Source organism: Mesorhizobium sp. NPDC059054 (genome assembly GCF_042739215.1).
Taxonomy (GTDB): domain Bacteria; phylum Pseudomonadota; class Alphaproteobacteria; order Rhizobiales; family Rhizobiaceae; genus Mesorhizobium.
This window is the reverse complement of the sequence record NZ_JBHYHV010000005.1, coordinates 198484-221026: the sequence shown is the minus strand read 5'-3', so window position 1 is coordinate 221026 and position 22543 is coordinate 198484. Positions and strand designations below refer to the sequence as shown.

Sequence of the window (22543 nt, the reverse complement as noted above, 5' to 3'; positions counted from 1 at the left end):
ATGGCTGTTTCGAAAGATGAAAGGCTAGAAGACGAGCCGAAGTGGGAAGACCAATGATGAAATGGCAGAGGTGGCATGGTCGCGGCTGGAAGCTCCGCCACATACCAGTCGTGTCCAAGCGCAGCACGCCTCAGATCTTCATTATCAACTTTCCAAAATTCTTACCCTCAAACAAATCGTTAAGGAGCAAAGGGAAATGCATAAGATCACCCTCTCGGATATCTTCTTTGAATGAGAGCTTCCCTTCCAAATGCCATCCGAGGAGAATATCAACGGTCTGCAATAGCTTTTTAACGTAATCGGAAACAATAAATCCTTCAATTTTTAGCCGACTTGTCAGAAGGAATCTAAAGTTCTCAAATCCAGCCTGATCTGCTTCGTAGCGATGGGAAATCATCCCACACAATGGGATTCGCCCATACAAATTCATGTGGGGCAGTACGCTGTCGAAAATCCGGCCGCCCACATTATCAAAGTAGACATCTATCTTGTTGGGGCAGGTGTCGAATAGCCGCTCATTGATCGGCCCAGCTCGGTAGTTAATGGCTCCGTCGAATCCGAGGTTGTTGATCAGGTACTCGCACTTGGTAACGCTGCCGGCAACACCGATCACCCGGCACCCTAGAATCTTGCCAATTTGACCAACCATAGATCCGACTGCGCCAGCGGCGGCCGAAACGAGTAGTGTTTCCCCGGGTTTTGGCCGCCCAATTTCTTTCAATCCATAGTAAGCCGTGACACCAGGAATTCCGAGCCCACCGAGCCATGATGGTGGAGGAACTAAATCGGGCTGAATTGCTCGAATTTGAAATCCGTTGGAAATGGCATACTGCTGCACATTGAGCATCCCCGTCACATAGTCGCCCTCTGAATAACTAGGGTGGCGTGACTGTTCGACACGGCCGACGGTGATACCACGCATGACCGAACCGAGTTCAACAGGAGGGAAGTATGAGTTTTTCCCGTCTACCCAACCACGCATCGCTGGGTCGAGGGAGATATACTCGTTTCTGACCAGAAATTGACCCTCTTCGAGTTTGGGGATTGCGGTACCGATCACAAAAAAATCATCAGCGCAGACCATGCCAACTGGTCGCCTGCGAAGGCAAAGTTGGTGATTGATTGACATGATTTCCCCTTGTCGATTTGAAAAGAAGAAAAGTTACGAGCTTTTCATGCGCCTAATGCGCGCGAGAGATCTGTTCTCTTGAAGCCCGGTATTGTGCACTATGAGATGATGTATGCTGTTCCGATACATATCGATCTCTGGTATTTTATTATAAAGCCAGTCATCTTTGAAGATACTGTCCATGTATTTGAACCCAGTGTCGCATGCCAGAGTTACAACGCGACTCCCCCTTGGCGCATCAAGGCAATATTGAATGGCTTCGAAGATCGAGCCTCCCGCCGATCCGCCGACCATCAAGCCGAAATTTTCTGCAAGAACTCTGCATGTTGCAAATGCGTTGGGGTCGCTGACCTTGCGCCCCTCGTCAATAACGTCATAGTCAATGACCAGACCCACATTCGCACCATCCGGCGTTCCGGTGCCGGACTGTAGATAGGATTTGGCAGGCCCTCCAAATATAATACTGCCCTCAGGTTCGACTCCGACAATACGGATACTAGGTAGGGATTTTTTTAGTTCGCGAGCTGTACCGCATAACGACCCTCCGGTGCCGATTGCGCCGATCAAGCAGTCAATACTACCTTCGAGATCGTCGAGGAGTTCCTGCGCAAGGTTGGCATATCCTTCGGCATTTGCCGGATTGTCATGCTGCTCCGTGCAATAGGTCCACTCGTCTTGGTCGGCAAGTTGATGAGCGATCTCATCTCGTTCTGCAGTAACGAGCTTTCCGCCCCCGCCGATAAGCATGACCTCGCCCCCCAACGCCTGGACGGCGCTGACCTTATCGGGAGCCGCATGACTATCCATGACAGCTGTAAATTTGTACTCACGCTCGGCGCACAGCATAGATAGCGCGGTTGCAGTATTGCCCGAGGACGACTCAACGATCCTCAAGCCATCGTGGCGACCGGATCGCCTTTCAACCGCATCAAGCATGCTCAAGGCCATGCGGTCTTTCATTGATCCGCAGGGATTGAACACTTCGAGTTTGATAAAAAGCTCTACTCCATTGTTCCGGAAAGGGACCCGCAATATTGGGGTTTTTCCGATAAGTTCGCTCATAAAGGATACGATCACGCTACGACAAAGCTCCGAACGTCAACTTCAGAGTCGAGTAGGCAATTGAGTTGACCGTTTGCAAACGAGACAGCAACTTTGCGGGGTACAGAAATGCGGTGGAAAGTACTTTCGTTCGAGTCCATTTGATATCCTGCGGTGTTGTGGAAATAGATTAGATCGCCGGGACGGGGACGGATCGAAAACTCAACGGCCGTCCATCTAATCATGTCACTTTCGAGGCAAGACCGTCCTGCTAGCACGTACGTCCTCTTGTCGGGTTCGCGGGCTTGTAACCCCTGTGGGACTAAAAAGGGCTCGGGCAGAAAATCGGAACTGAACCAAGTCTCGGACAACGAAAAACTCATGCCATCCAAAATGAGCAAATCCATCTCCTGGGCGGTTCGCTTAACGCCCAGGACTCGCATTAGAGTTCCTCCACACTGGTCCGTTAAAGCTCGACCAGGCTCTACAATAAGTTTCAGATTCAACTCATCAATGACCGACTTGCAGCCCAAGTCTGATAGGAGCTCGCACAGTATCTGCTCTGCTTGTCTGTCAGCAGCGCTATCTGAGAAATAGGAGTATCCGCCTTGAAGTCGCTTGTTTTGCCAAGTTTTTGGTGGCTCGACGGTGGATGGACGGTGTGCGAGGTATGAGACCAAGAAGCCGCCACCAAGGGAAAGGCTCCGAACGTGTATGTCTCGACTGGCGAGTTGCTGGAGAATTTTAAGAGCCTCCTTGGCAACACACACACGTTCTAGGCTACTGTAGCCGGAAAGATGGAATGCTACTCCCTCAATCATGATTCCGCTGGCATGCAGTTTTTGTGCCGCATGAAATAATTCATCCGCAGTAAAACCAAATCGAGAATTTATTTGCAAAGGTGGCCGGTACCGCAACACGGGTTTGCCTTTGCTCATCATGGCAGTTTGTATTTGTATAAAGCGGTCCAACTCGGAAAAACTGTCAATGCTCACGGAGATGTCGTGCGCGAGGCAAAGGGCGAGTTCATGATCGGGCTTATCAGGCCCTGTAAAAGAAACCCGTTCCCGAGGTGTATAGTTCCGCAATGACGCTAGTAATTCGCCTGCACTCGACACGTCCATTCCAGTGCCGGAGAGCGAAAGGGCCATCGTGAGTGCATCGCTTTTGCAAGCTTTCATGCCAAACCGCACGTCAACCTGCTCCATAATTGCTCTTAGCCTAGTGAGCCAGCGTTGACCATTTGCAAAGGCAATCTCGGGAAAGATCAAATGCAACGGTGAACCAAAACAGCCGACCCAACGGTGTAGATCTTGCTGATGTGCAAGCAACGAGCGGACCCGCTTGTCCAAGATGGGCATATATGCTGAGGTCTCGGGTTCCGACCATCTGAACTCGTCGATCATGTGGTTGGCGATCAAAGACTCGCTCATTGAGTGCACGGCCGATCGATCCTAGTTGACGGGACTACAACAACTCATCCAGCGAATAGGTGGGGTAGGACAGATCAAGCAGAAGATCATGCTTGGTCGTCTTGTAGCCTAGGAGGGCCCCTGTCAGGCCAGCGGAAACTACCTGGTTTGGTGAAACTGCCTGTCCCTTGGACCAACTGGACAGCTGTAGGTGACGGTTTCCGTAATACAGCAAGATGCATGGCACGCACTGGAGACCGAGATTGTGCGCGACCCATAGCCGATGGTTCCCATCCATAACCGCCTTGCTCTCACGTTCAAGGAGAATGGGATTATTCCATTTGCCTTCATTCTCGATTTTTTTTCTTAGCGATGCCGCGCGCCCAAGATTGATTTCCTCAGTCCTTTTCAGGTCGGATGTCTTGATAAGGGCGAAAATAATCTCCTGGTGAATTTCACCGGAAGCACTGTCTTGAGACCATACCAATCTCTGGCCAAATTCACGCATCAGTGTGCTCTCATGCCGACGATGTTTTGATTGCCGAGAAGTTACCTTAAAATATACGATGCATAAGTATTATATAAATATAATTGGATATTTATTTCCAATCATGCTTCATATAAATTCGTGATAAAAATTTCCATGTCATAGTTGCGAGTCTTTACCAGAATAGATGCCGTCGCTGGGAAAAAATAGGGGTGATGTCATCCCTATTTTTTTGCATTCAACTTACTATCGTTGTCCGCGTGGCCGTTAATCGTACTTTCGAGGCGCTGTTGGCATGCGAAACCAAGGTCGCCTTGCTGGCAGATTGAAAGCATCGCTTATGAAGTTGTAGTTGGAGGGATTGACGATGTATCTCGATACGGTAAAGAAAATAGCGGCAAATGTTCTATATATAGATAATATTTCAGAAATAGGAGACAATAATCCTCTCGCTGAATATGGATTTAGTTCCATAGATTATATAGATCTATGTTATGAACTAAAAAGTAATATATCAGAAAAGATAACTCCTGAAAATTTGTGGCCGTTCAATGCGATGAGTACGACAAAGGAATATTTCGACGGTACGAACTGGACTCCGAGTGGGTGGAAGCGTGTTTGCGACGCGTTGGGATTGGAGGAGGAGGTAAAACCAATCGAGCCTAAGGATCTTGGTCGTTACTTTACACCAGTTGTACTTTCGCGCCGCGTCACTCAAATTGTGAACGGCTGAACTGATGTCCAACGTTGCGGTCACCGGTGTAGGACTACTGGCGCGGGGGCGAACAACAGAGTCGGCCGCGGAAATTTTAAGCAAAGAGTTTCAGCATCATGAATCGTTCTTAGGAAACGCGATTCCGGTGGAGGAATATCGAAAGAATGTGGTTCGGCTAGTCGCGAGAGAAGATAGATCAATTCTTAACGACGCAGCGATTCAATGCCTGTTGACTGCAATAGATGCTTTTGCGTTAGCGGAAGAGAAGGGCCCTATAGACGGAAAAACTCGTGAGAATATTGGCGTCTTTACAAGCGCTGAGCGGGAGCGGGAGTTCCCGACTGAGCTTTGGGACCTCGTCCATCGCCGCGAGTGGGATCAGCCACCTACTGTTAGCGCGGTATTGTCTCGCATTGGTCAATTGCGGGAACGAGTGCACCCGCTCGCCCTTTTTAAAAAACTACCTACCAATGCTTTGTATCACATCTCGAAGTACTTTCAGCTGCGCGGAGGAGGATATCCAATACAGCGAATGTCTCTGGGTGGCATATGCATGATTGAGGAAGCTGCTGCAAAAATTGCAGATGGGTGCCTGGATGGAGCTATCCTTAGCGCCTGTGGAAATATGGCAAGCCTCGATAATCATCTCGCGTTTTCGAGAATGGGGTTGTTACGCGAGCGCGATGGTACGTCCGGCATCCTGCCTTCCGCTGCTGCAGCTTCAATTCTGTTGGAGCCGCAGCAGCGAGTTCAAGATCGAGGTGCTTCCCCTTTTGCGCTTCTGCACCGGGCGAGTACAAAATTTCACGATAAAGTCCAAGTCAACGATGCCGATTGGTTGGCATTCTACGACCGTTATTTCTCGGATTTAGCTTCGAAGCCGATTTTTGTTGTTTGCTATGACAATGGAATAGAAGAATCTGGTGAAAAAGAGAGGTCTGCTGTCCGGAAGTTCTTCGCAAACCCAAAAATATTATCGTATAAAAAGTATACAGGATATACTGGGCAACCAAACAATCTTGTCGATTTTATTTTAACGATAGCGGATACGTCTGTCCCGATCGGGGCGTCTATTATTCTCAATGGGATCGGAACATCTGTCGGGATGGGAGCGGTACTTTTTGAGAAGTGCCGAGATACCATTGCGAGCCAGGCGGTGCGAGGTGCGAGTTATGGCAACTGACGGGAATGATGTCGTGGTAAGCGCCTTCGGTGCCGTGACCCCAATTGGAGTGACTTATGAAGAAATAGAGCGAGCGCTTCGGACGGGGAAATCGGGCATTCGCAAAATTCATAAATACGATACCGACTCGTTCAAGGTTAAGCATGCTGGTGTGCCTGAGTTGGGCAACGAGAAGATACGCTGGCCTTCCAGTGGAGCTCCCGTCATCGGTGATATCCTGTATGTAAGAGCCGCTCTAAAGTCGCTTCGAGCGCACGAAGGGTTCCAACTAGATCAATATGAGAAGGATCGTATCGGCTGCTTTCTCGGAGCGGATGAGCCGGTGGCCGATGTCGTCCAGATTACGAAATGTATATTGGAAGCCGAGCCGGACGCCACGAGTTTAGAAGAGCGAGCAAAGGTAATATCTCGCAACTTCAGGATCGGTGATTTCATAAATTACAGCCCAGTTTCAGCGCTGAAGCAGGTGCAGGATGCTCTTGGATTTGAGGGGCCAGCATTTAGCCATATTGGGCTCTGCTCCGCGTCCCTGCAAGCAATCGGGACAGGGTTTCAAGCGATCAGGAGGGGTAGGCTGGACGCCGCAATCGTCGGGGGTGTTTCTGCAAAGATTTCTCCCGAGCACTTTATCGGGCTTGAAGCAGCAGACGTAATTGCGTCGGACGGCACCGTTCCCCCAGAGGAGAGATCAAGACCATTTGATAAATGGCGTTCAGGGTACATTCCGGCGGAAGGCGCTGTTTTGTTTGTGCTGGAGCGAAAGAAGCATGTTGAGAGCAGCGGTCGAGCGCCTCTGCTGAGAATTGCAGGATACGGCGCAAGTCTGAATGCGTCGCATATCGTGAAGCCCCATCTGGAATCGCGCGAAATGGAACTTTCGATGAGGCGCGCAATACGGGATGCCGGACTTGATGCCACAGACATCGATCTCGTGAATGCTCACGGTACGTCGACACAACTTAACGATTTTCATGAGTCCAGGGCCATCAACACCGTTTTTGGCCGTCCAATCCCCGTCACAGCCAACAAGTCAATCCATGGCCACATGATTGCAGCAGCCGGTGCAATGGAAACTTTAAACTGTCTCATTTCTTCCCTCGAGGGTTTCATTCCTGGAACCATAAACATCCAACATCAGGATCCAGCTTGCGACGTTACAGTCGTTCGCAAAACTGTCGATGCCAGGCCAAGGAATATCTTGAAAAACTCATTCGGGATGGGGGGCCTTGCTGCCACTGTGGTCTTGGAGAGTTGTTCATGAGGTCGCGAAGTGGAAACGCAGAGCGAGAGGTTAGGGCTGTGGAAATGAAGTCTCATTCTCGGTTCGACGTCTCCAAATTCAACCTGATGATCGCGACGTATAATGAGGCTACGCCCGAGCGAAATTTGCCGGAAGTCTCCAGCTACGAGCATTTCTGTGCCGCCTATCCTGTTACCGATCGCGAATTTCTACGTTCAGCTGGAGAGGACCTGCTCAAGAGGGGGCAACTCACTGGCTGCTACATCGTTTCGACGTCTGGAACGACATCTACACCCGTTGTGATGGCAAATCGGATATGGAAAAATCCTACGGACGACTCCTATCCCCGCCAATTCTACAACTTTATAAGCGAGAATATCTTTCGGTCAGAAGACGTTATCGCAAATCTATTCTTCCCTGGCGGATTTGGCTTGCTCTACGAAGGCGCTTGCAGATTTTTGGAGCCAACAGGAGCAACAATATTGCCGATCGGCCGGATGGATTCATTCCAAAATGACCGCCCGCACTTCCAGCTTTTCCAGCGCCTCGGCTTGAACACTTTGATTGGATCTCCATCAAGTATTGTCGAGTTTGCGAGAAATTCCGCTCAGCTTGCAGTAAACATTAATATTAGAAAAGTCGTCTTTTCCAGCGAAGCTTTTTACCCGAGTAAAAGAGAATACATTCGGTCGATTTGGCCGGCGGCGAGCTTCTACAGTCTCTATGGGGCTACCGAATTCGGCCTAGCATGTGTGGGATTACCGACATTCGAGACCAATCGTCACCACCTTTTCGAGGATTGGTTTGTCGTAGAGGTCGACAACGATGACAACCTCTACATTACCGATTTGAAGGGGCCGTTGGTCCCCATTATCCGCTACCGCATCGGTGACCGGGGCAGCCTTGTAAGTCTGCCGGATGGCTCGTCCCAATTAGAACTTCGTGGACGCAGCGATAACGCTTTCAATTGCGGAGGAGCGTTGATCAAATTTGAGACTATCGTGCAAAAGGTAAGACATGCTGGTGTTTCCGTCCATGCGGATGATCGCAATATTCAATTGATCTTACGGAGTGGTGAAAGTGGTCAAGATCAAATGGATATTGTTCTGGATCTCGACATTTCCGAGAACAGTGAAATTGCGAAAAGTGTTCTGGCCGAGGTTAGTTCGATTAAGGAAATTTCAGAGGATATCAGGCGCGGTGCAGTGCAGTTGAATGTGCTGGGAAGAGACAAAATACACACGAGTCGAAGATCCAAGCGGCCTGCGGTTGTCGATCTCCGCGAAATATCGGCCATCTGAAGCCAAGCTGGGAAATTCGTTGTTATGAAAGCTACGAACTTCAATCACGGGCGCTTTAATCAGATGATTGCCGCCTACAATGAGGTCGGCAATCTCACAAACATGCCTTCTGTGGAGACGCTGGAAGATTTTCGTCTCAAATATCCGGTCACGACCAAAACCGATCTACGGGAGATTAGCCGATCTCTTGCCCTCGGGGGGCACTTCAAAAGTGGATACATAATCGCCACGTCCGGGACAACCTCAGAGCCGTTGGTACTCGGTCATCGTATTTGGAATGATGTGTCCGAAGGTACCTATCCATACGAATTTTATGTTTATCTGCTCTCGAACGTGTTCAATGAAGACGATGTCGCCGCAAATCTCTTTCGGCCAGGAGGGCTGGGAGTGGTGTACGAAGCCGCCAACAGGTTTCTTGAACCTATTGGCGCGACAATTCTTCCCATCGGTGTATTGGATTCCATCCAATGTAATCGGGAGCTTCTCCGTTTTTTTCGAGATTTGGGGTTAAATACAGTCATCGGAACGCCTCCGAGCGTTGTTCAATTTGCCCTGAATTCCGAAATTCACGGTGTCGAGTTGAACATAAGAAAGATCGTCTATACCGGCGAACCATTCTATCCACGAAAGCGGGATATAATAAAGCGTATCTGGAAAGGTGCTGAATATTATAGCCTCTTTGGAGGGATCGAATACGGCTATGCCGCAATAAGTACCCCGTCGATGCCGAGTGGCGTCCATGAGGTGCTTGAGGACTGGTATTTCTTCGAAACGGACGACGATGGCAGTATATTAGTAACCGACTTGACCACGCCCATAGTTCCAGTTGTGCGCTATAAGATTGGAGACCGCGGCCGCATTATCCCTCCATATAAGGAAGGCGCCGGAGCAGGATTGATTATCGGCGGGCGAAGCGACTCAACATTCAATCTGGTTGGTAACGCCGTCAGCTACGACTCTGTCTGCCGTGTGATCGAAAACAAGACGGGGTGCGTTGAGAACCTTCAGATTATTCTTGAGACACAGGAATGCGGTCAAGATCTCATGACCGTAGCTATCGACGCTGATGTTGACCAAGAGCCAACTTTGTCAGCCGATGCGCTAAGCGCGCTCATGACAATCGTCGAAATCGAGGAAGGTGTATCCAGGGGCGTGGTTACCCTTAAGGTCAGCGGCCGAGAGGCCCTCCAAAAGAATTGGCGCACGAAGACTAGGAATGTTATCGACCTCCGTGGAGACGGTATAGTCATTCAAGGGAGCGATAAAGATGATTGAGATACTTAAGAACACCCCCCAGTGGGTGTATGTGGTTTTCACAGTAGTTCTCTATCTTGGGTTGGCCTCTTGCTTCGAAGGGAAGGCGTCGGTCAGGGGTATCTTTATTTTACCCGCTGTTTTCCTGCTATCGTCAGTCTATGGGTTGGTAACCAGGGAAAATCTTGGAGCACTGACTACAATTGCCTGGGTCACTGGGTTTGGTATCACGGCTGTAGTTCTTTATCGCGTAACCCTGGTCACGGGCACTGGGATCCGTCGAGAACAAGATCACCTTATTATACCTGGGGATGTGAGCGTACTTATTGTCAGTATGGTCTTCTTTTCGATCAAATTCTGGTTCGGTTACAAGTCAGCTGTGGATACAGATTGGTCGCGACAAGTGTCATTTCAGGCGATTGATAGTTTAACATCAGGAATTGTTGCTGGTTTCTTCGCTGGACGCAGTTTTGGCCATTACAAGATCGCAAAACGTTTTGGCTTGTAAGGTGTTTTACAATGAATGCATCTGTCCGCGCGTCCGATATTGCATCAAATTACCTGGACTTGTGTCCGACTGTTTTTGTCGGACCGAGCGGCTATGATTGCTATGCGCCACACAATTGGAATCGTTCAGAGAAACTGCGCGCACAGTACGGTGAGTGGGTAGTTGCGGTCGAGACCCTGCACCAATTTGCGGTGCGTGCGACAAGCCGGTTGTTTGCTTCAAATTTAAATTCCGGCAATCGCTTCATTCCGGCAAGTATACGGCAGGCCAAAATTGATCGATTAGCTCAAGTACGCTTGCTGGTCGGTTCAGTGACGAAAAACGATGCGTTTTTTAGCGTAACCATCAAAACAGTGGAGACGTCAGGGATAGAGGTTGGTGGCGATGGTGCAGTTATTTACGTGGTACAGGCACCCTGGAGGTTGCCGTGCTGAGGATACTTAAACCATTTTTTATTTGGGCATTATATCCTTTTATATTAGATGTGCTTGATGGAGATAGATACTATTCCGCAATAACATGTATATTATTGTTGGTGGTGATATCAGCGGATAATTTGAGAAAAGGCTTTCTAATAGATTGGACCGCTGCCTCTTATTTTTTGACGTCCGTTCTGGTCGAGTACTCAATCGGACCGACGGTTTTCACGAAATATCCCGTTGTATTTGTCTCTGGTGCGTACTTTATTGTTGCATCAACATCAATTATCGCGGGAAAACCATACACTTTACAGTATTCGAGGCCGGATAATCCGCCTGAGATTTGGAATGATCCCATATTTGTTAAAATAAACGTCCATATTGCTGTAATTTGGTCCGCCATTTTTCTTAGTTGTTTTATTCTGTCAATTTCCGCGGTGACTTATCCCGATGTGTGGCCTGTATTTGTAATACTTAGGGATGTGATTCTGGCATGCGGACTAGTATTGACTGAGCAATACCCAGATCAATATCTCAAAAGAATGGAGGCGCAGGATGTTTGAGGCCCTAAGTTCTCTATTAGAAGTCGAAGCAGAAGAGATGGGCGAATCTGAATACCTTTTCCAGTTGCGTGTCGCCAAGCAGGCCCCTCTTTTTGAGATACATTTTCCAGAGCAGGCGATTGTGCCTGGCGCCTGCCTAGTGGGGTTTGCAGTGGAGCGATTTAGGCGATGGCAAGCTATACCGGAGGTCAATGGAATTGAGATCAGGCGAACCGTGTTCGGATTCCCCGTTCTGAAGGGTATGCGTTTGACTCTAGCTTTAAGATTGGGGGAAAGGACTTCGAGAAGTCTCGCGTTTTCCTACATTTATCGCTCCGAGGAGGGGATGAGTACCCATGGGATGCTGGCCTGTGTGATAAGTGGAAGGCGGGCAGCATGAAGGAGTGTGCGATTGTAACAGGCGGCGTGAAAGGTATCGGCCGCCGTGTTTCCGAGATGCTTGCCGGCATGGGGATTCTGGTTTTCGCGACCTATCGGAGTGACGTGCTTGCAGCGGAGGCGGTCCGATCACAATCAGATAACCAGATACTTACGCATCGGGTGGACGGATCGGATATTAATTCAGTTCAAGAATTCCGCTCCATTGTGGTTCAGCACGGCACTCCTACGATTTTGATTAATAATGCCGGATTAGCGCTGGATGGCCTTCTTGTGGATAATGGTCGACAACGCATCTTTGAGCTCATGAATAATAATTTCATGGGCACAGTCAATTATTCTCTGACATTTATTGAAGACATGTTGATGAGGCGTCAAGGAAATATAGTAAATATTTCATCTAGCGCCGCTCAAAAAGTAAAGCCGGGTAATTCAGCTTACGGATGCTCAAAGGTGGCTATTGAGCGGTTCTCGAAAGGGCTTGCCAAAGAGGTCGGACGCTTCGACGTGCTCGTGAACTGTGTTGCTCCTGGCTTTGTCGAGACCGAGATGTTTGAGGCTTTTGCGGCGGGCAGCAAGAAGGACATTTTGCGAGAGATTCCGACACGTCGGATTCTTTCTACCGACCACGTCGCTCAGTTGGTCGTTGATATTGCGATGCGCCGAACGAATACGACTGGTTCCGTTTTCTGCGTCGGCAATGGAGAACAAATTATCTAGCGGTTCGAGGCGATGCTTAAAAACGGAAACCAAAGCGGAGCTCTAGGCAGCGAAGTGTGGCTTGGGCGCTACTTGTCGAAGGTGGGCTACCAGCAGGTCGCGGCTGACAGCAAGCTGCAGGTCTTAACCTCAGTTATGGAAGGGCATATTCGTGCATTTCCTTTCGAGATGCTGGACTATTTTTTGGGAACAGCTCCAACTGTAGACATTGATTCAATACTCGAAAAATTCCTTGTTCGCGGTCGAGCCGGCGGGTGTTCTCAACAAAACGCGTTGCTGCAACGAATGCTGCAGTCCCTCAACATTTCCTCCCAGTTTGGAATGGCCAAGATTGCACGAGAGGACGAGCGACCAAGTCCCCGAGCCCACATGGTATTGTTCGCCGAACTCGATGGCGATCTTTGGCTCTGTGATGTCGGCTTTGGCATCGGGGGGCCTTTAGGTCCGCTTATGATCCGAGCTGGAGTAGAGCAGGAACAAGGTTTTCACAAATTCAGAATCTCGGAAGCTCACGCCGGGCTTTTGGTCCTTGAGCGGCAAGTTCATGGGTTCTGGACGCCACTTTATTACTTCGACCTTCGAAGGTACGATTTGGCCGACTTTGAGCCCGCAAATTATTTCAATTCTCTTTCTCCAAAGTCGCTCTTCACTAAAAATTTGATAGTCAGTCGGCCGACCAGTATCGGCGGTGTAGTAATCCGAAATGATACTCTAACAACACGGGATTGCGCTACATCAGTTCAGGAGCGCATATTTTCCGTGCGCCATCTTTGTGAAATTCTGGAGAGCGTTTTTTCCCTTCGTGTATCGACTTGCGACTTCCACAATTTGCCGTCAGCTTTCGGTTTGCGAAATTGACCAGTGGCTTGGAATCACCGATTTGGTACGGTTTCTTTGCTCTGCCGGAAGTGGCGCACTGTCGACCAATCAATTTCTGCTCGTTAAAGGAAAAACGTCGGACGCTTGCCTATAGGGCGCTTTCTCAGCTTGTAGACACGGCGGCAGGAAGAATTGGGCTTACACTCGAAGTGACGACACGTCCCTCTGGGAGGCCGTGTTTCTCTGGGGGATACTCCGACCTGCATCTAAGCTTGGGATATGCCGTCGACTGGGGGCTCGCCGCAGTTTCCCGCAGGAATATCGGCGTCGATATCGAAAACCGGACCCGTGACGCAGAATGGTCCTTACGCGTGAACAAAGTCAGCGGGCGCTCTCTATTTTCAGGCCAGAGCCCCTTGCTTCAGTGGGCTAGGATAGAGGCTAGCATCAAGCTGATGGGAGGTTCGATCTCATCAGACATTGGCAAAATCCAACGTATTCAGCCAGATAGCGGGCACTGGAACCTCGTACACATGCTATCGCCGTCTCGCGATATATGGGTTCGAGATGTACTGGCTCCACATAGTTGCCATGCAGCAATCGCCGTAGTGCAAAAAGCAGAATTAATTCAAGTTAATCTGGAGTAGTACGATGCCAAGATGTCTTCTCGTCAATCCAGTGGTTAATCATAATATCCTGGCCAACTTTTTATTACGGCGGGGCGTTGAATGTTTCGCCTTTATCGACATGGAAAAGGTAGGAAAACTTTCCACCGATATGAAAAATCGGGAGCGTGACTTTGATCGCAGCCTATACACCGAAATTTACTTGTCTTTGGACGAGCTCCCCGATCCTGCCTCCCAACCATTCGACGCTGTGATGGCTGGCGGAGAAATTGGCGTGGAGGAAGCTGACCAAATTTGCGCAGGATATCAATTACCGGGTAACGATCCTGAAACTACCAGATTTCGACGAAACAAGGAGGCTATGCAGAAGCAGCTCTCTGCAGCCGGTCTGCCCCATATCAAAACTATCGGGATCAGCAAGGGAGACGATCTCAGGTCGATCGTCGAAAGAATCCCTGAGGGGCCCTATATCCTCAAACCCGTAGACGCTGCGGGTGGAGAGGGACTACGATTTTGCCGCAATTTTGAGGAGCTGGAGAACGCCATCCAGCTTGTAGATTGGGGAGCATTTAATTGCACGTGGCGGCACAACGAACGTTTTCTGGTCCAGGAGTATATTTCAGGCACCGAGTACGTCGTTGACCTTGTAGCGAGAAACGGTGAGCTTGTTGTGTCGGCCATCAGCCGTTATGTTCGGCTTTGCGACATGGGGTATTGGTCAGCGCCCAACGTCAAGCGATTCCTGATTTTAGAGAACCCTTCGCATCCAAAATTCATCCACCTTATCGAACTAGCGAAGCAATGTTGTAAAGCACTCGGAATTCGGCAAGGTGCTGCGCATATGGAGTTTCTCGACGGTCCTAAGGGCCTCCGTATGGTGGAGGTGGGTGCCAGACTCCACGGATCTCTCGTCCCTAGTCTTTATTCCGAATGCTATGAGAATGACTTACTGTCTTCTCTTTATGTAGCATATTTCGACAAGACGGCACCGTTGCTTGAAGGGAACTTGAAGAAATATGGACTTAGATCTTTTGTGGTTGCGAATGAGAGCGGAACGTTAACTGCGCTGGACCCGATCGAAAATGCATGGTTGCAGCAATGCGGCAGCTTATTTGAGACGTCGACTAGCTGTCTCGCCGGAGAGGATTATCCGAGAACTTCTGATGAAGTAAACACCCCGGCAAGTGGTTTTTTGGTTAATGACAATTTTGATCAACTTCTTTCGGATACCTGCATCCATGATCAAATTTGGGGGAAGCATTTTAATAGCATCCCTTATGAAAAAGCTGATCTCGCTCGCTGGCTGGTTCCGCGGTAGCGATAGCCGTGCCCGTTCCTTCAGTTGGGCAGAGCTTCGAAGCACGCGGTGTTTCTCTAGAGCTGTAACGAAGCGTAGTTCGGCTGAGGCTCTCGTTCTGGATGAGACAGCCGTCTTAGATGATGCGGGTCATAAACCCAAACGAGGTCTAGTTGGTATGCGGACTTGTATGACGGTGCCGCAATTGGGGCTACTGACGATGGTTAGTTTACCTCGAAACGTTGCAGCCATTTGTGCGCATCCTGTGAGACCTAGTCCCACATGATTTCCGGCTTTTGTAGAGAAGAAGGCAGCCGTCGCCTTCGCACAAACCTCCGGCGTCATCCCAACGCCATTATCGGAGATCTGCAAAAGAATGGCAGACCGCCCGAAAAATCGCGGCTTTTTGAACTCTGCCCGCACGGCTATCTCGGGCAACGTCTTATTCTTGACGGCAGTCTCCGCGTTCTGAAGGAGTTCATTCACCAATAGGTGAAATTGGAAGGTTGGCATCGGTACGGGAAAGACTGCTTTGTCGATAGTAATCGATGGCTCGATGGCTCCTTTTCGCAATCGGACGGCTTCGTGCAAGATCTCACCAAGCGGTTTCGATTCCCAATCTGCTGTGTGAAAGGCGATCCTTAGAAGTCCGTCATTGATTGCTTCAAGTTCATTCGCTGCGCTCTGAGCTGCCGTCAGCATCTCCTCGGAAAGCGGACTATGCGGACCTCTGGTTTCCAAAAACAGACGAAGGGCAGTGACGCGCGAGCGTGTCATATGGGCAAAGAGCGACGCGAAGGAACGCAAATGCTGATCACGTCGGCTGACGAAAGCGTAGCGCTGGTGCATGAGAAAATAGAAAACTGCGACCAGGCCGAGCGTAATTGCAAAGAAAAGCAAGTTGCGAGAAGCGGCACTATCAATCTGAGCAGTACCCTGAAGGGCGGTACCATGATTTACCGTTGCGCCGGACACTTCGTACATACTCTTTTCGATATCATTCATATCGAGAGAAGTCGTAGTGAAATCGAATGTTCCGGTGGTCAGTGAATCAGATATGTTCTCGATACCATTTTTTATTTTTAAAAGAGATATGACATATTTTTTAGAAAGAAAGCGATCAATATAGTATAGGGCGAGCAATTGCTCGAGATTAACACGCACAAGGGTAATCTGCCTACGCACGTCGGGATCAAGTTTCCCTGTTTCGCTTGCAATGCGGATATAACTATTGACTCGCACCAATCGCTCTCGGATTTGTGCAGCTCTCCACTGAATTTCGTAGGTTTGACTCAGCATTTCATCAGTCTGGCGCCGATAATGTTCGGACTGTAGAAAGGCCCAGGTGCAAAACAGTAGTGCAGTGGCCAATCCGACGTAAGGAAGAATGGCAAGGAGACGGCTAACTCTTAACGTCATTGCTGCTGTCGGAGGACAACCGGAAAGAAAACCCAAATAGAATTTCGCGCGGGAATGTACCCATGCGGCAGGCGATCAAAGGGCCAGACTACAAAAATAGGTCCCTTTTCGAGCATGGTGATGGACCGGAAATCCTGATTGGAGTCGCAATTCCCTTTCGTACGATCGCTATCTGTACAGCTCTGCTCGACGGCTAGTATCGGATCGTATTGCTCTATCTCTTCACTGAGGATATCCGAAGTAAAGTCATCGTACGCAATAATCTTGATGTTGATACCATTATAGATACCGCTTTTTGAAAGTACATCTCTCAGTAATGGTCCGCGAAAAACAATTCTTTCGTCTTCTTTTGTCCAGGGTGTTCGAGTTTTGTATGTTTGTTGATGGAATTGCTTTTTAAGGTCTTCGATCGTATAAACCATCAACCTAGCGCCTGACTGATTTTGAACAGTAATCGAGTCTGGGGCATCGTAGATTGCCGCCCGAGCTTGGATATTGAGAAACGAGATCGTTGCCGCGAACGCTGAAGCAATGAGTTTATATTGCACTAACGACCTCAATTCGAGCGTCCCAACGATTACAAGCCATTCGGCAGTCTATGGCCAATTCGTAAAAGCTTAGCTCTTGCTTGTTTGTAGTATTTTTCAGAAGTGGCCGCATCAATTCCTAGTCGATCTGACATAATTTCATAGATTGTCTTCTTCTTCGTGCCTCGTTCGCGACGAACCATCATGTCGACAATTTGTTGTTCTCGCGGTGTTAGTCCAGAGTATCTATAATCCGGGGTAGCCATCGCAATTCTGGAAAGCCTGATTGAGAAGCCCTTCGTCGAAATGTCTTTAAGAACTTCTCGAAATACACCTGGCTCCAGGCCAGTCTTTCCAAGATAGCCCGCCGCACCCAATCGCCGGCATTCTTGCGATTCAGAATCCGAATCTGATCCCGTTACTACAACGTGAATCGCGCTTGGTGATGCCTGTATAATTTTATCGACCACGGAGACTCGATCCTTGACTGCGGTCGGGTCAATGCCGGGCAAACCGGGATCAACTACAACAAGGTCATAATTGTCTTTTGAAAGTTCACGCGTAGCGAGTTCTAACGTCTCTGCCCCAAGGACGATGCAATTTTCTATGCATCCTTGAATTTGTTCCATCAATGCTAGTCGCATCAAGTTTTGGTCTTCGACAACCAAGGCTCGAAACATGCCGGATTCCTCTCTCCTTGCAGAAAAGCACTTCTCGTTGCCGGGAGCGCAGAGATCCCACGGGTGGCTGTGACGCCTATAAAGGTGCTTCTCGCTTCAACATGTGTTGTGCCAAACCGCCACCGACGATGTTCCTGGGGAGGTAGCGAGCTATACCGTCCCGATTGACTGGAGGTATAAAAGAGCGCCAAAGCCGAATCTGTGGCTTCATCGGGAGGTTGCGTCGAAACAAGCTTCGAAGCTGTATCAGAATCCGCAAAAAGAAGCGGACGGATACGCGATAGCTGAGCCTGAATTTGACACCCGGTCACGAATACCGCTCCGTAGGGATTCAAATGACTGTTCGGGTCGATAGACAATTGGAACTCACATGTCAACCGAACGAACAGCATATATCTATCGTTCGATATATAAGTTAGACACAGCGCCCGACCGGAGCGAATGAGAGGAACGACATGCGAACACGACTTACGCAAGCGCAACGTTCGGAAGCAACGCGCAATGCCTGTTTGGATGCTGCTGAGTTGCTATTTGCGAAAAATGGTTATCACGGCACTGGAATTCGTGAAATTGCGGATAGCGCCGCCCTAACAAGTGGTGGATTGCTCGGAGCTTTTGGAAGCAAGCATCAGATAATGTTGGCCCTCATTGAGAGAAGGGCGAATGATATCGCTATCTTGAGAAAGCAAGCTTTTGATGTGCTCGTTGAGCGACCCGGTGTCCCCGATTACTCGGATCTAATATTTGCCTATCTGGATCCGCTCTTGGACTATATGGAGTCCGGAGACGCGAATAAGATCGCGTATGTCCAAATTCTCACCCAGTTGGCAACTTCTCCTGCGGAGTGGTATGAGCATATTTCAAAATACTATGACCACATCTCAAAATTGTATGTCGACGAATTGTGTAGAGCGTCACCTGGGCTTAACAGAGATAGTGTAGCAAGTGCGTTTGTTTTTACAATAAATTGTATGCTTATTACATCTACTTCCCCTGTTCGCAATGATGTCTTGGCGAAAGATTCCAAGCCGACAAAAAGAGGAATTGTCTCGTTCAATCAAGCGAAATATATAAAAGAAAATAGATCGAATATTCGAAGAGCTTTGGTTGCTGCTTATCGGGAATTTTTGGCGTAGCGGTCGACTGCTAATCAGGTGCGAATCCCTATTTCCGAGCCTCGGACCGATCTATAAAATCTGCAATAATCTTTGGCAAATCCCCTGTTTCAAGCAGGGGCGGGTGGCCTTGCCCCAGTACAGTAATCGCTTCCATGCCTGAATGACGATAGTGCATTTCATTCATGATGGCAGTGGATATCAAGCGTGAATTCTCACCGCGCACTACCAACAGTGGGATGGTCGACAGCAGTTGGAACTGTTCCCACAAATCCGGAAGAGGTTTAACGTTTTCGGCGGTGAGCCTCGCCAACAACTTTAAGTCCAAGTCAGGAACGAGCGTTCCATCTTCCGTTTCTCGATACATGCAGGTGACTAGGCGCTTCCAGTCGGAGCTTCCAAAAGAAGGAAAATCCGTCGCGTTGATCATTTGCTGCTTCTCGACAGCCTCTGCGAAGCTTTTTGGCCATGGCGCTTGGTCGATACGGGTTTTGATTTCTGCGAGCCCTTGGGGCTCGAACTTCGGTCCAGAATCGTTGAGAACGACTGCTTTCAAAATTGAAGGTTTCAATACCGCAAGAATGTGTATAACCAAGCCACCTCGCGAAGTGCCGATAAATGCTGCTTCCTCGACACCGAGGAAATCCAAGCCAGTGAGGACATCGCGGGCTTCAACGGTTATATTGTAGTTACTTATATTTTCGTCGTTTGCCGATCTGCCACGACCACGATAGTCAAGGGCAATCACCTTTCGTGGATTTCGTAGGGCTGTCGATAAATACAGCGCTAACTCGTGGAAATCCCTCACATTGCGATTGATCCCTGGAAGGCACACAACCGGTCGACCGAGATTTTTTTCACCATAGACTCGGCCATGCAATAGGAGGTTGTCTTCCGAAGGGTAGAAGAAATCAAGAAATCCCATTCTCGGCACCTCTTTATAGACTTGCCGGCCAAAGGGCGGATAGTCCTTTTCATCGTTGATTCGACGCAACTGAGCGCTGCTTATATCATCCACTGAGCCAGCGATCGATCGAACGATATATAGTGTTCGATTGATTTTCTGCCTCACTGCGCATATTGAAACTCTGCGCGTTGAAGTTCGCACAGGGATATGTCCAGTGAAGCGCCGTGATTTGTTGAAAGCCCTGCCACTTTCAGTCGCGAGCTATCCATCAAACAACGCTCGTGCGGCACCAAAAATTCAATGGCGGCTCGTTTCGTCGTTTCCAAAATCATTAAACATCACGTTCGGAGCGGCGAAAGTGTTCGCCGAGAACTTATCAGCGCTTACAGATGGAAATTTCTCCGTGCAGCTGTTTGCGGCGGGTGAAGTGGTGCCTGCCCTGCAGGCAATTGATGCGGTACAGAATGGCGCTGTAGAGGCGTGCCAATCGCCGGGATTCTATAATCAAGGGAAGGATCTTACATGGGCACTCGGAACGGGTGTGCCATTCGGATTCAACACTGATGGTCTCAATGCTTGGCTTTATGAGGGGGGCGGGCAGGGTCTTTATAATGAATACGTCGGAAAATATGGCCTGATTTCGTTCCCGGCGGGTAACACGGGACCTCGCATGGGGGCATGGTTCAGAAAGGAAATCTCTACAATTGACGACCTAAGGGGCTTAAAGATCCGCATCGGTGGATTGGCTGGTCAAATATTACAGAGGTTAGGAGCAGTTCCTGTGCAAATACCCGGGGCTGAGCTTTATCAAGCGCTCGAGTCTGGGGCTATTGATGCAGTTGAATGGATTTCTCCATATGATGATGAAAAGCTTGGATTTGGTAGAATAGCGCCCTACTATTATTATCCTGGACTCGCCGGAAATGCTATGATGGGACATTTCTTTGTAAGTCACGAGAAGTTCCAACAATTGCCTCATTCGTACCAAATCGCCTTCGATATAGCTGCTAAAGCTTCTGCCGCTCATTCTTTATACAGCTACGATGCGAAAAATCCTGACGCGTTAAAGCGTATTCTTGGCGCAGGCGCTCAGTTGCGATTATTCAGTCCGGAGATTCTCCAGGCCTGTTTCGACGCCGCACAGATCTTCTATCGTGAACAGTGCGAGCGGAACCTGGAGTTTGCGAAGATTTGGTCGTCGCTCGCCTCTTTCCGCAAGAAATATTGGGAATGGCAACAAGTTGCAGGTCAAGCCGCGGATCACTTCATGATTCAACAGCTTCATGCGGGAAGACTATAACATCATTGCCTCCGTTGCCAGCGGTGAACTCAGTCCTATGACGGCAGTGACGGCATAGGCAATCTCTCACGCGAATCTTCTCAATGAGCTTGAGGGCTCGCGCCGGCAGAGGCGATCATGTCAACCTGGCAGTTGCAGTCCCGCGGTCGAATGGGCGCAAGACCAACGGTTCGACTCTTAGCGCGTCTAACAAATCCCCCCACTCCTGCATCAGCGTCCTCCGCTGCTCCCAATACGTCGCGCGGTTGTAGGTTCGCCGGATGGTGTTCTTGTCCTGATGCGCCAGAACCGCCTCAATTACGTCTGGGTCGTAGTTGCGAGCGTTGAGGATGGTGCTGGCGGTCACCCGGAAGCCGTGGGCGGTCACTTCATCCTTGCCGTAGCCCATACGCCGCAGCGCGGCATTCATGGCGTTTTCGGAAAGCGGACGCTTCGTAGAACGGATTGAAGGAAAAACTAAGCCCCCGTGCTCGGAAAGTGGCCAGACCTCGTCCAAGACGCGCAGCGCCTGTTTGGAAAGCGGTACATCGTGCGGAGTACGCATCTTCATGCGTTCGGCCGGGATGTGCCACACAGCCCTCTCTCGATCAAACTCGTCGCGGATCGCCCCCCGTACCTCGCCAGGACGGACACAGGTGAGAGCGAGGAACTGGAGGGCGGCTTTGAGAGTCGGCCAGCCGTCGTATTCATCGATCGCTATGAGGAACTGGCCGAATTTCCTTTCATCGAGGATTGCGGCACGACCGTTGGCTATCGGCGGCTGAAGCGCGCCCTTGAGGGCTAGGGTAGGGTCGGTCTCGGCCCTGAGGGTGACAATCGCCAGTCGGAAAACGCTACCGATCCCGCCGCGTAAACGCCGCGCCGTCTCTCTTCGACCACTCTTCTCGATCTTCTGGAGGAGTTGGAGAATCTCGGCTGAGGTGACTTCTTTAATGGGACGCTTAGAGAGTGAACTGGCCAAGTCTTCGAGCAGCCATTTGGTTTTGGTGACGGTGGCCGCAGCAGCGTTCCGTTCCTCCATCCGCCTAACATATTCCTCGGCGATCAGGCCGAAGGTGGTGCGTGCTTCCGTGATGGCGGCGATTTTCTCTTCTTTCCGTTTTGTGGAAGGATTGATGCCGGCAATAAGTAGTCTCTTGGCTTCATCTCGCTTCTCTCTTGCATCGAGAAGCGACACCAACGGGTATTTTCCAAAAGAGAGGATATTTTCTTTATCCAGGTAGCGATATCGCAATTGCCAGAGCTTGGAGCCGCTTTTCTGGACAAGAAGATAGAGGCCGTCGCCATCAGCAAGGCGATACGGCTTGTCTTTAGACTTGGCGTTCTTACAGGCGAAGTCAGAGAGCGACATGGGTAACGACCCTCCCGGTAATGGGTAATACCCGGATCGTTACCCACAAACCGATGCGTTGCAATGGCATGCGGTGGGTCACCACGAGTAGTCGCACTCGGCTAACTCGTTGATTTATAATAATTGTGAGACGTGGTGGGAAGCTGTGGGAA

At 49.6% G+C, this 22543-nt stretch carries 21 protein-coding genes; 12 read left to right on the top strand and 9 right to left on the bottom strand.

The window, feature by feature from the left end:
* Positions 1-130 precede the first annotated feature (130 nt).
* From ACFWXH_RS22055 to ACFWXH_RS22040, 4 genes are read right to left on the bottom strand one after another with little or no spacing between them, the layout of a single operon-like run.
* Positions 131-1129 carry an NADP-dependent oxidoreductase gene (locus ACFWXH_RS22055; RefSeq protein WP_379123484.1) on the bottom strand — a complete coding sequence of 333 codons (999 nt, stop codon included), beginning with the start codon at positions 1127-1129 and terminating at the stop codon, positions 131-133.
* 33 nt (positions 1130-1162) lie between these two features.
* Positions 1163-2191, bottom strand: a complete 1029-nt coding sequence (locus ACFWXH_RS22050) for a PLP-dependent cysteine synthase family protein (protein ID WP_379123483.1) — start codon at positions 2189-2191, stop codon at positions 1163-1165.
* Between the two features lie 11 nt (positions 2192-2202).
* Positions 2203-3603 carry an alanine racemase gene (locus tag ACFWXH_RS22045; RefSeq protein ID WP_379114374.1) on the bottom strand — a complete coding sequence of 467 codons (1401 nt, stop codon included), beginning with the start codon at positions 3601-3603 and terminating at the stop codon, positions 2203-2205.
* Positions 3604-3637: 34 nt separating this feature from the next.
* Positions 3638-4090, bottom strand: coding sequence for a hypothetical protein (locus tag ACFWXH_RS22040; protein WP_379114373.1), 453 nt, complete (start codon positions 4088-4090; stop codon positions 3638-3640).
* A 346-nt stretch (positions 4091-4436) separates the two neighbouring features.
* Between ACFWXH_RS22040 and ACFWXH_RS22035 the strand changes: the two genes are divergently transcribed.
* From ACFWXH_RS22035 to ACFWXH_RS21990, 10 genes are all read left to right on the top strand, one after another.
* Positions 4437-4802 carry an acyl carrier protein gene (locus tag ACFWXH_RS22035; RefSeq protein WP_379114372.1) on the top strand — a complete coding sequence of 122 codons (366 nt, stop codon included), beginning with the start codon at positions 4437-4439 and terminating at the stop codon, positions 4800-4802.
* 4 nt (positions 4803-4806) lie between these two features.
* Positions 4807-5967 carry a hypothetical protein gene (locus ACFWXH_RS22030; protein ID WP_379123482.1) on the top strand — a complete coding sequence of 387 codons (1161 nt, stop codon included), beginning with the start codon at positions 4807-4809 and terminating at the stop codon, positions 5965-5967.
* Positions 5957-7228, top strand: a complete 1272-nt coding sequence (locus tag ACFWXH_RS22025) for a beta-ketoacyl-[acyl-carrier-protein] synthase family protein (protein ID WP_379123481.1) — start codon at positions 5957-5959, stop codon at positions 7226-7228. Before ACFWXH_RS22030 ends, ACFWXH_RS22025 begins: the two co-directional genes overlap by 11 nt.
* A 44-nt stretch (positions 7229-7272) precedes the next feature.
* Complete coding sequence (locus ACFWXH_RS22020; protein ID WP_379123480.1) at positions 7273-8508, top strand: hypothetical protein; 1236 nt, start codon at positions 7273-7275, stop codon at positions 8506-8508.
* 24 nt (positions 8509-8532) lie between these two features.
* Positions 8533-9783, top strand: coding sequence for a hypothetical protein (locus ACFWXH_RS22015; protein ID WP_379123479.1), 1251 nt, complete (start codon positions 8533-8535; stop codon positions 9781-9783).
* The gene (locus ACFWXH_RS22010) at positions 9776-10270 is read left to right on the top strand and encodes a DUF6622 family protein (protein WP_379114363.1); all 495 of its coding nucleotides are present in this window, start codon (positions 9776-9778) and stop codon (positions 10268-10270) included. Before ACFWXH_RS22015 ends, ACFWXH_RS22010 begins: the two co-directional genes overlap by 8 nt.
* An 11-nt stretch (positions 10271-10281) precedes the next feature.
* The gene (locus tag ACFWXH_RS22005; RefSeq protein WP_379123478.1) at positions 10282-10704 is read left to right on the top strand and encodes a hypothetical protein; all 423 of its coding nucleotides are present in this window, start codon (positions 10282-10284) and stop codon (positions 10702-10704) included.
* Between the two features lie 923 nt (positions 10705-11627).
* Complete coding sequence (locus ACFWXH_RS22000; RefSeq protein WP_379114359.1) at positions 11628-12350, top strand: SDR family NAD(P)-dependent oxidoreductase; 723 nt, start codon at positions 11628-11630, stop codon at positions 12348-12350.
* A gap of 12 nt (positions 12351-12362) precedes the next feature.
* Positions 12363-13208 carry an arylamine N-acetyltransferase gene (locus ACFWXH_RS21995; protein WP_379123477.1) on the top strand — a complete coding sequence of 282 codons (846 nt, stop codon included), beginning with the start codon at positions 12363-12365 and terminating at the stop codon, positions 13206-13208.
* Positions 13209-13820: 612 nt separating this feature from the next.
* A complete protein-coding gene (locus tag ACFWXH_RS21990) occupies positions 13821-15113 on the top strand; it encodes an acetyl-CoA carboxylase biotin carboxylase subunit family protein (RefSeq protein WP_379123476.1) in 1293 nt (430 codons plus the stop codon).
* A gap of 129 nt (positions 15114-15242) precedes the next feature.
* On the opposite strand, the gene ACFWXH_RS21985 is transcribed toward ACFWXH_RS21990, so the two are convergent.
* Genes ACFWXH_RS21985 through ACFWXH_RS21975 form a run of 3 tightly spaced genes read right to left on the bottom strand, consistent with a single transcriptional unit; the run spans position 15243 to position 17718 of the window.
* Positions 15243-16547 (bottom strand): ATP-binding protein, encoded by a 1305-nt coding sequence (locus tag ACFWXH_RS21985; protein WP_379123475.1) that lies wholly within the window; start codon positions 16545-16547, stop codon positions 15243-15245.
* Positions 16508-17059, bottom strand: coding sequence for a hypothetical protein (locus tag ACFWXH_RS21980; RefSeq protein WP_379123474.1), 552 nt, complete (start codon positions 17057-17059; stop codon positions 16508-16510). Before ACFWXH_RS21980 ends, ACFWXH_RS21985 begins: the two co-directional genes overlap by 40 nt.
* A gap of 29 nt (positions 17060-17088) precedes the next feature.
* Entirely contained in the window at positions 17089-17718 is a 630-nt protein-coding gene (locus ACFWXH_RS21975; RefSeq protein WP_379123473.1) for a response regulator, read from the bottom strand.
* A 455-nt stretch (positions 17719-18173) separates the two neighbouring features.
* On the opposite strand from ACFWXH_RS21975, the gene ACFWXH_RS21970 reads away from it, so the two are divergent.
* Positions 18174-18854 (top strand): TetR/AcrR family transcriptional regulator, encoded by a 681-nt coding sequence (locus ACFWXH_RS21970; RefSeq protein ID WP_379123472.1) that lies wholly within the window; start codon positions 18174-18176, stop codon positions 18852-18854.
* Positions 18855-18882: 28 nt separating this feature from the next.
* Here the strand turns inward: ACFWXH_RS21970 and ACFWXH_RS21965 are convergent, their stop codons facing one another.
* Positions 18883-19827: an alpha/beta fold hydrolase gene (locus ACFWXH_RS21965; RefSeq protein WP_379123471.1), complete on the bottom strand. Its 945-nt coding sequence runs from the start codon at positions 19825-19827 to the stop codon at positions 18883-18885.
* A 127-nt stretch (positions 19828-19954) separates the two neighbouring features.
* Between ACFWXH_RS21965 and ACFWXH_RS21960 the strand changes: the two genes are divergently transcribed.
* Positions 19955-21040, top strand: coding sequence for a TRAP transporter substrate-binding protein (locus tag ACFWXH_RS21960; RefSeq protein ID WP_379123470.1), 1086 nt, complete (start codon positions 19955-19957; stop codon positions 21038-21040).
* A 115-nt stretch (positions 21041-21155) separates the two neighbouring features.
* Here ACFWXH_RS21960 and ACFWXH_RS21955 read toward each other — a convergent pair whose 3' ends face one another.
* Positions 21156-22391: a tyrosine-type recombinase/integrase gene (locus ACFWXH_RS21955; protein ID WP_379123469.1), complete on the bottom strand. Its 1236-nt coding sequence runs from the start codon at positions 22389-22391 to the stop codon at positions 21156-21158.
* Between the last annotated feature and the right edge of the window lie 152 nt (positions 22392-22543).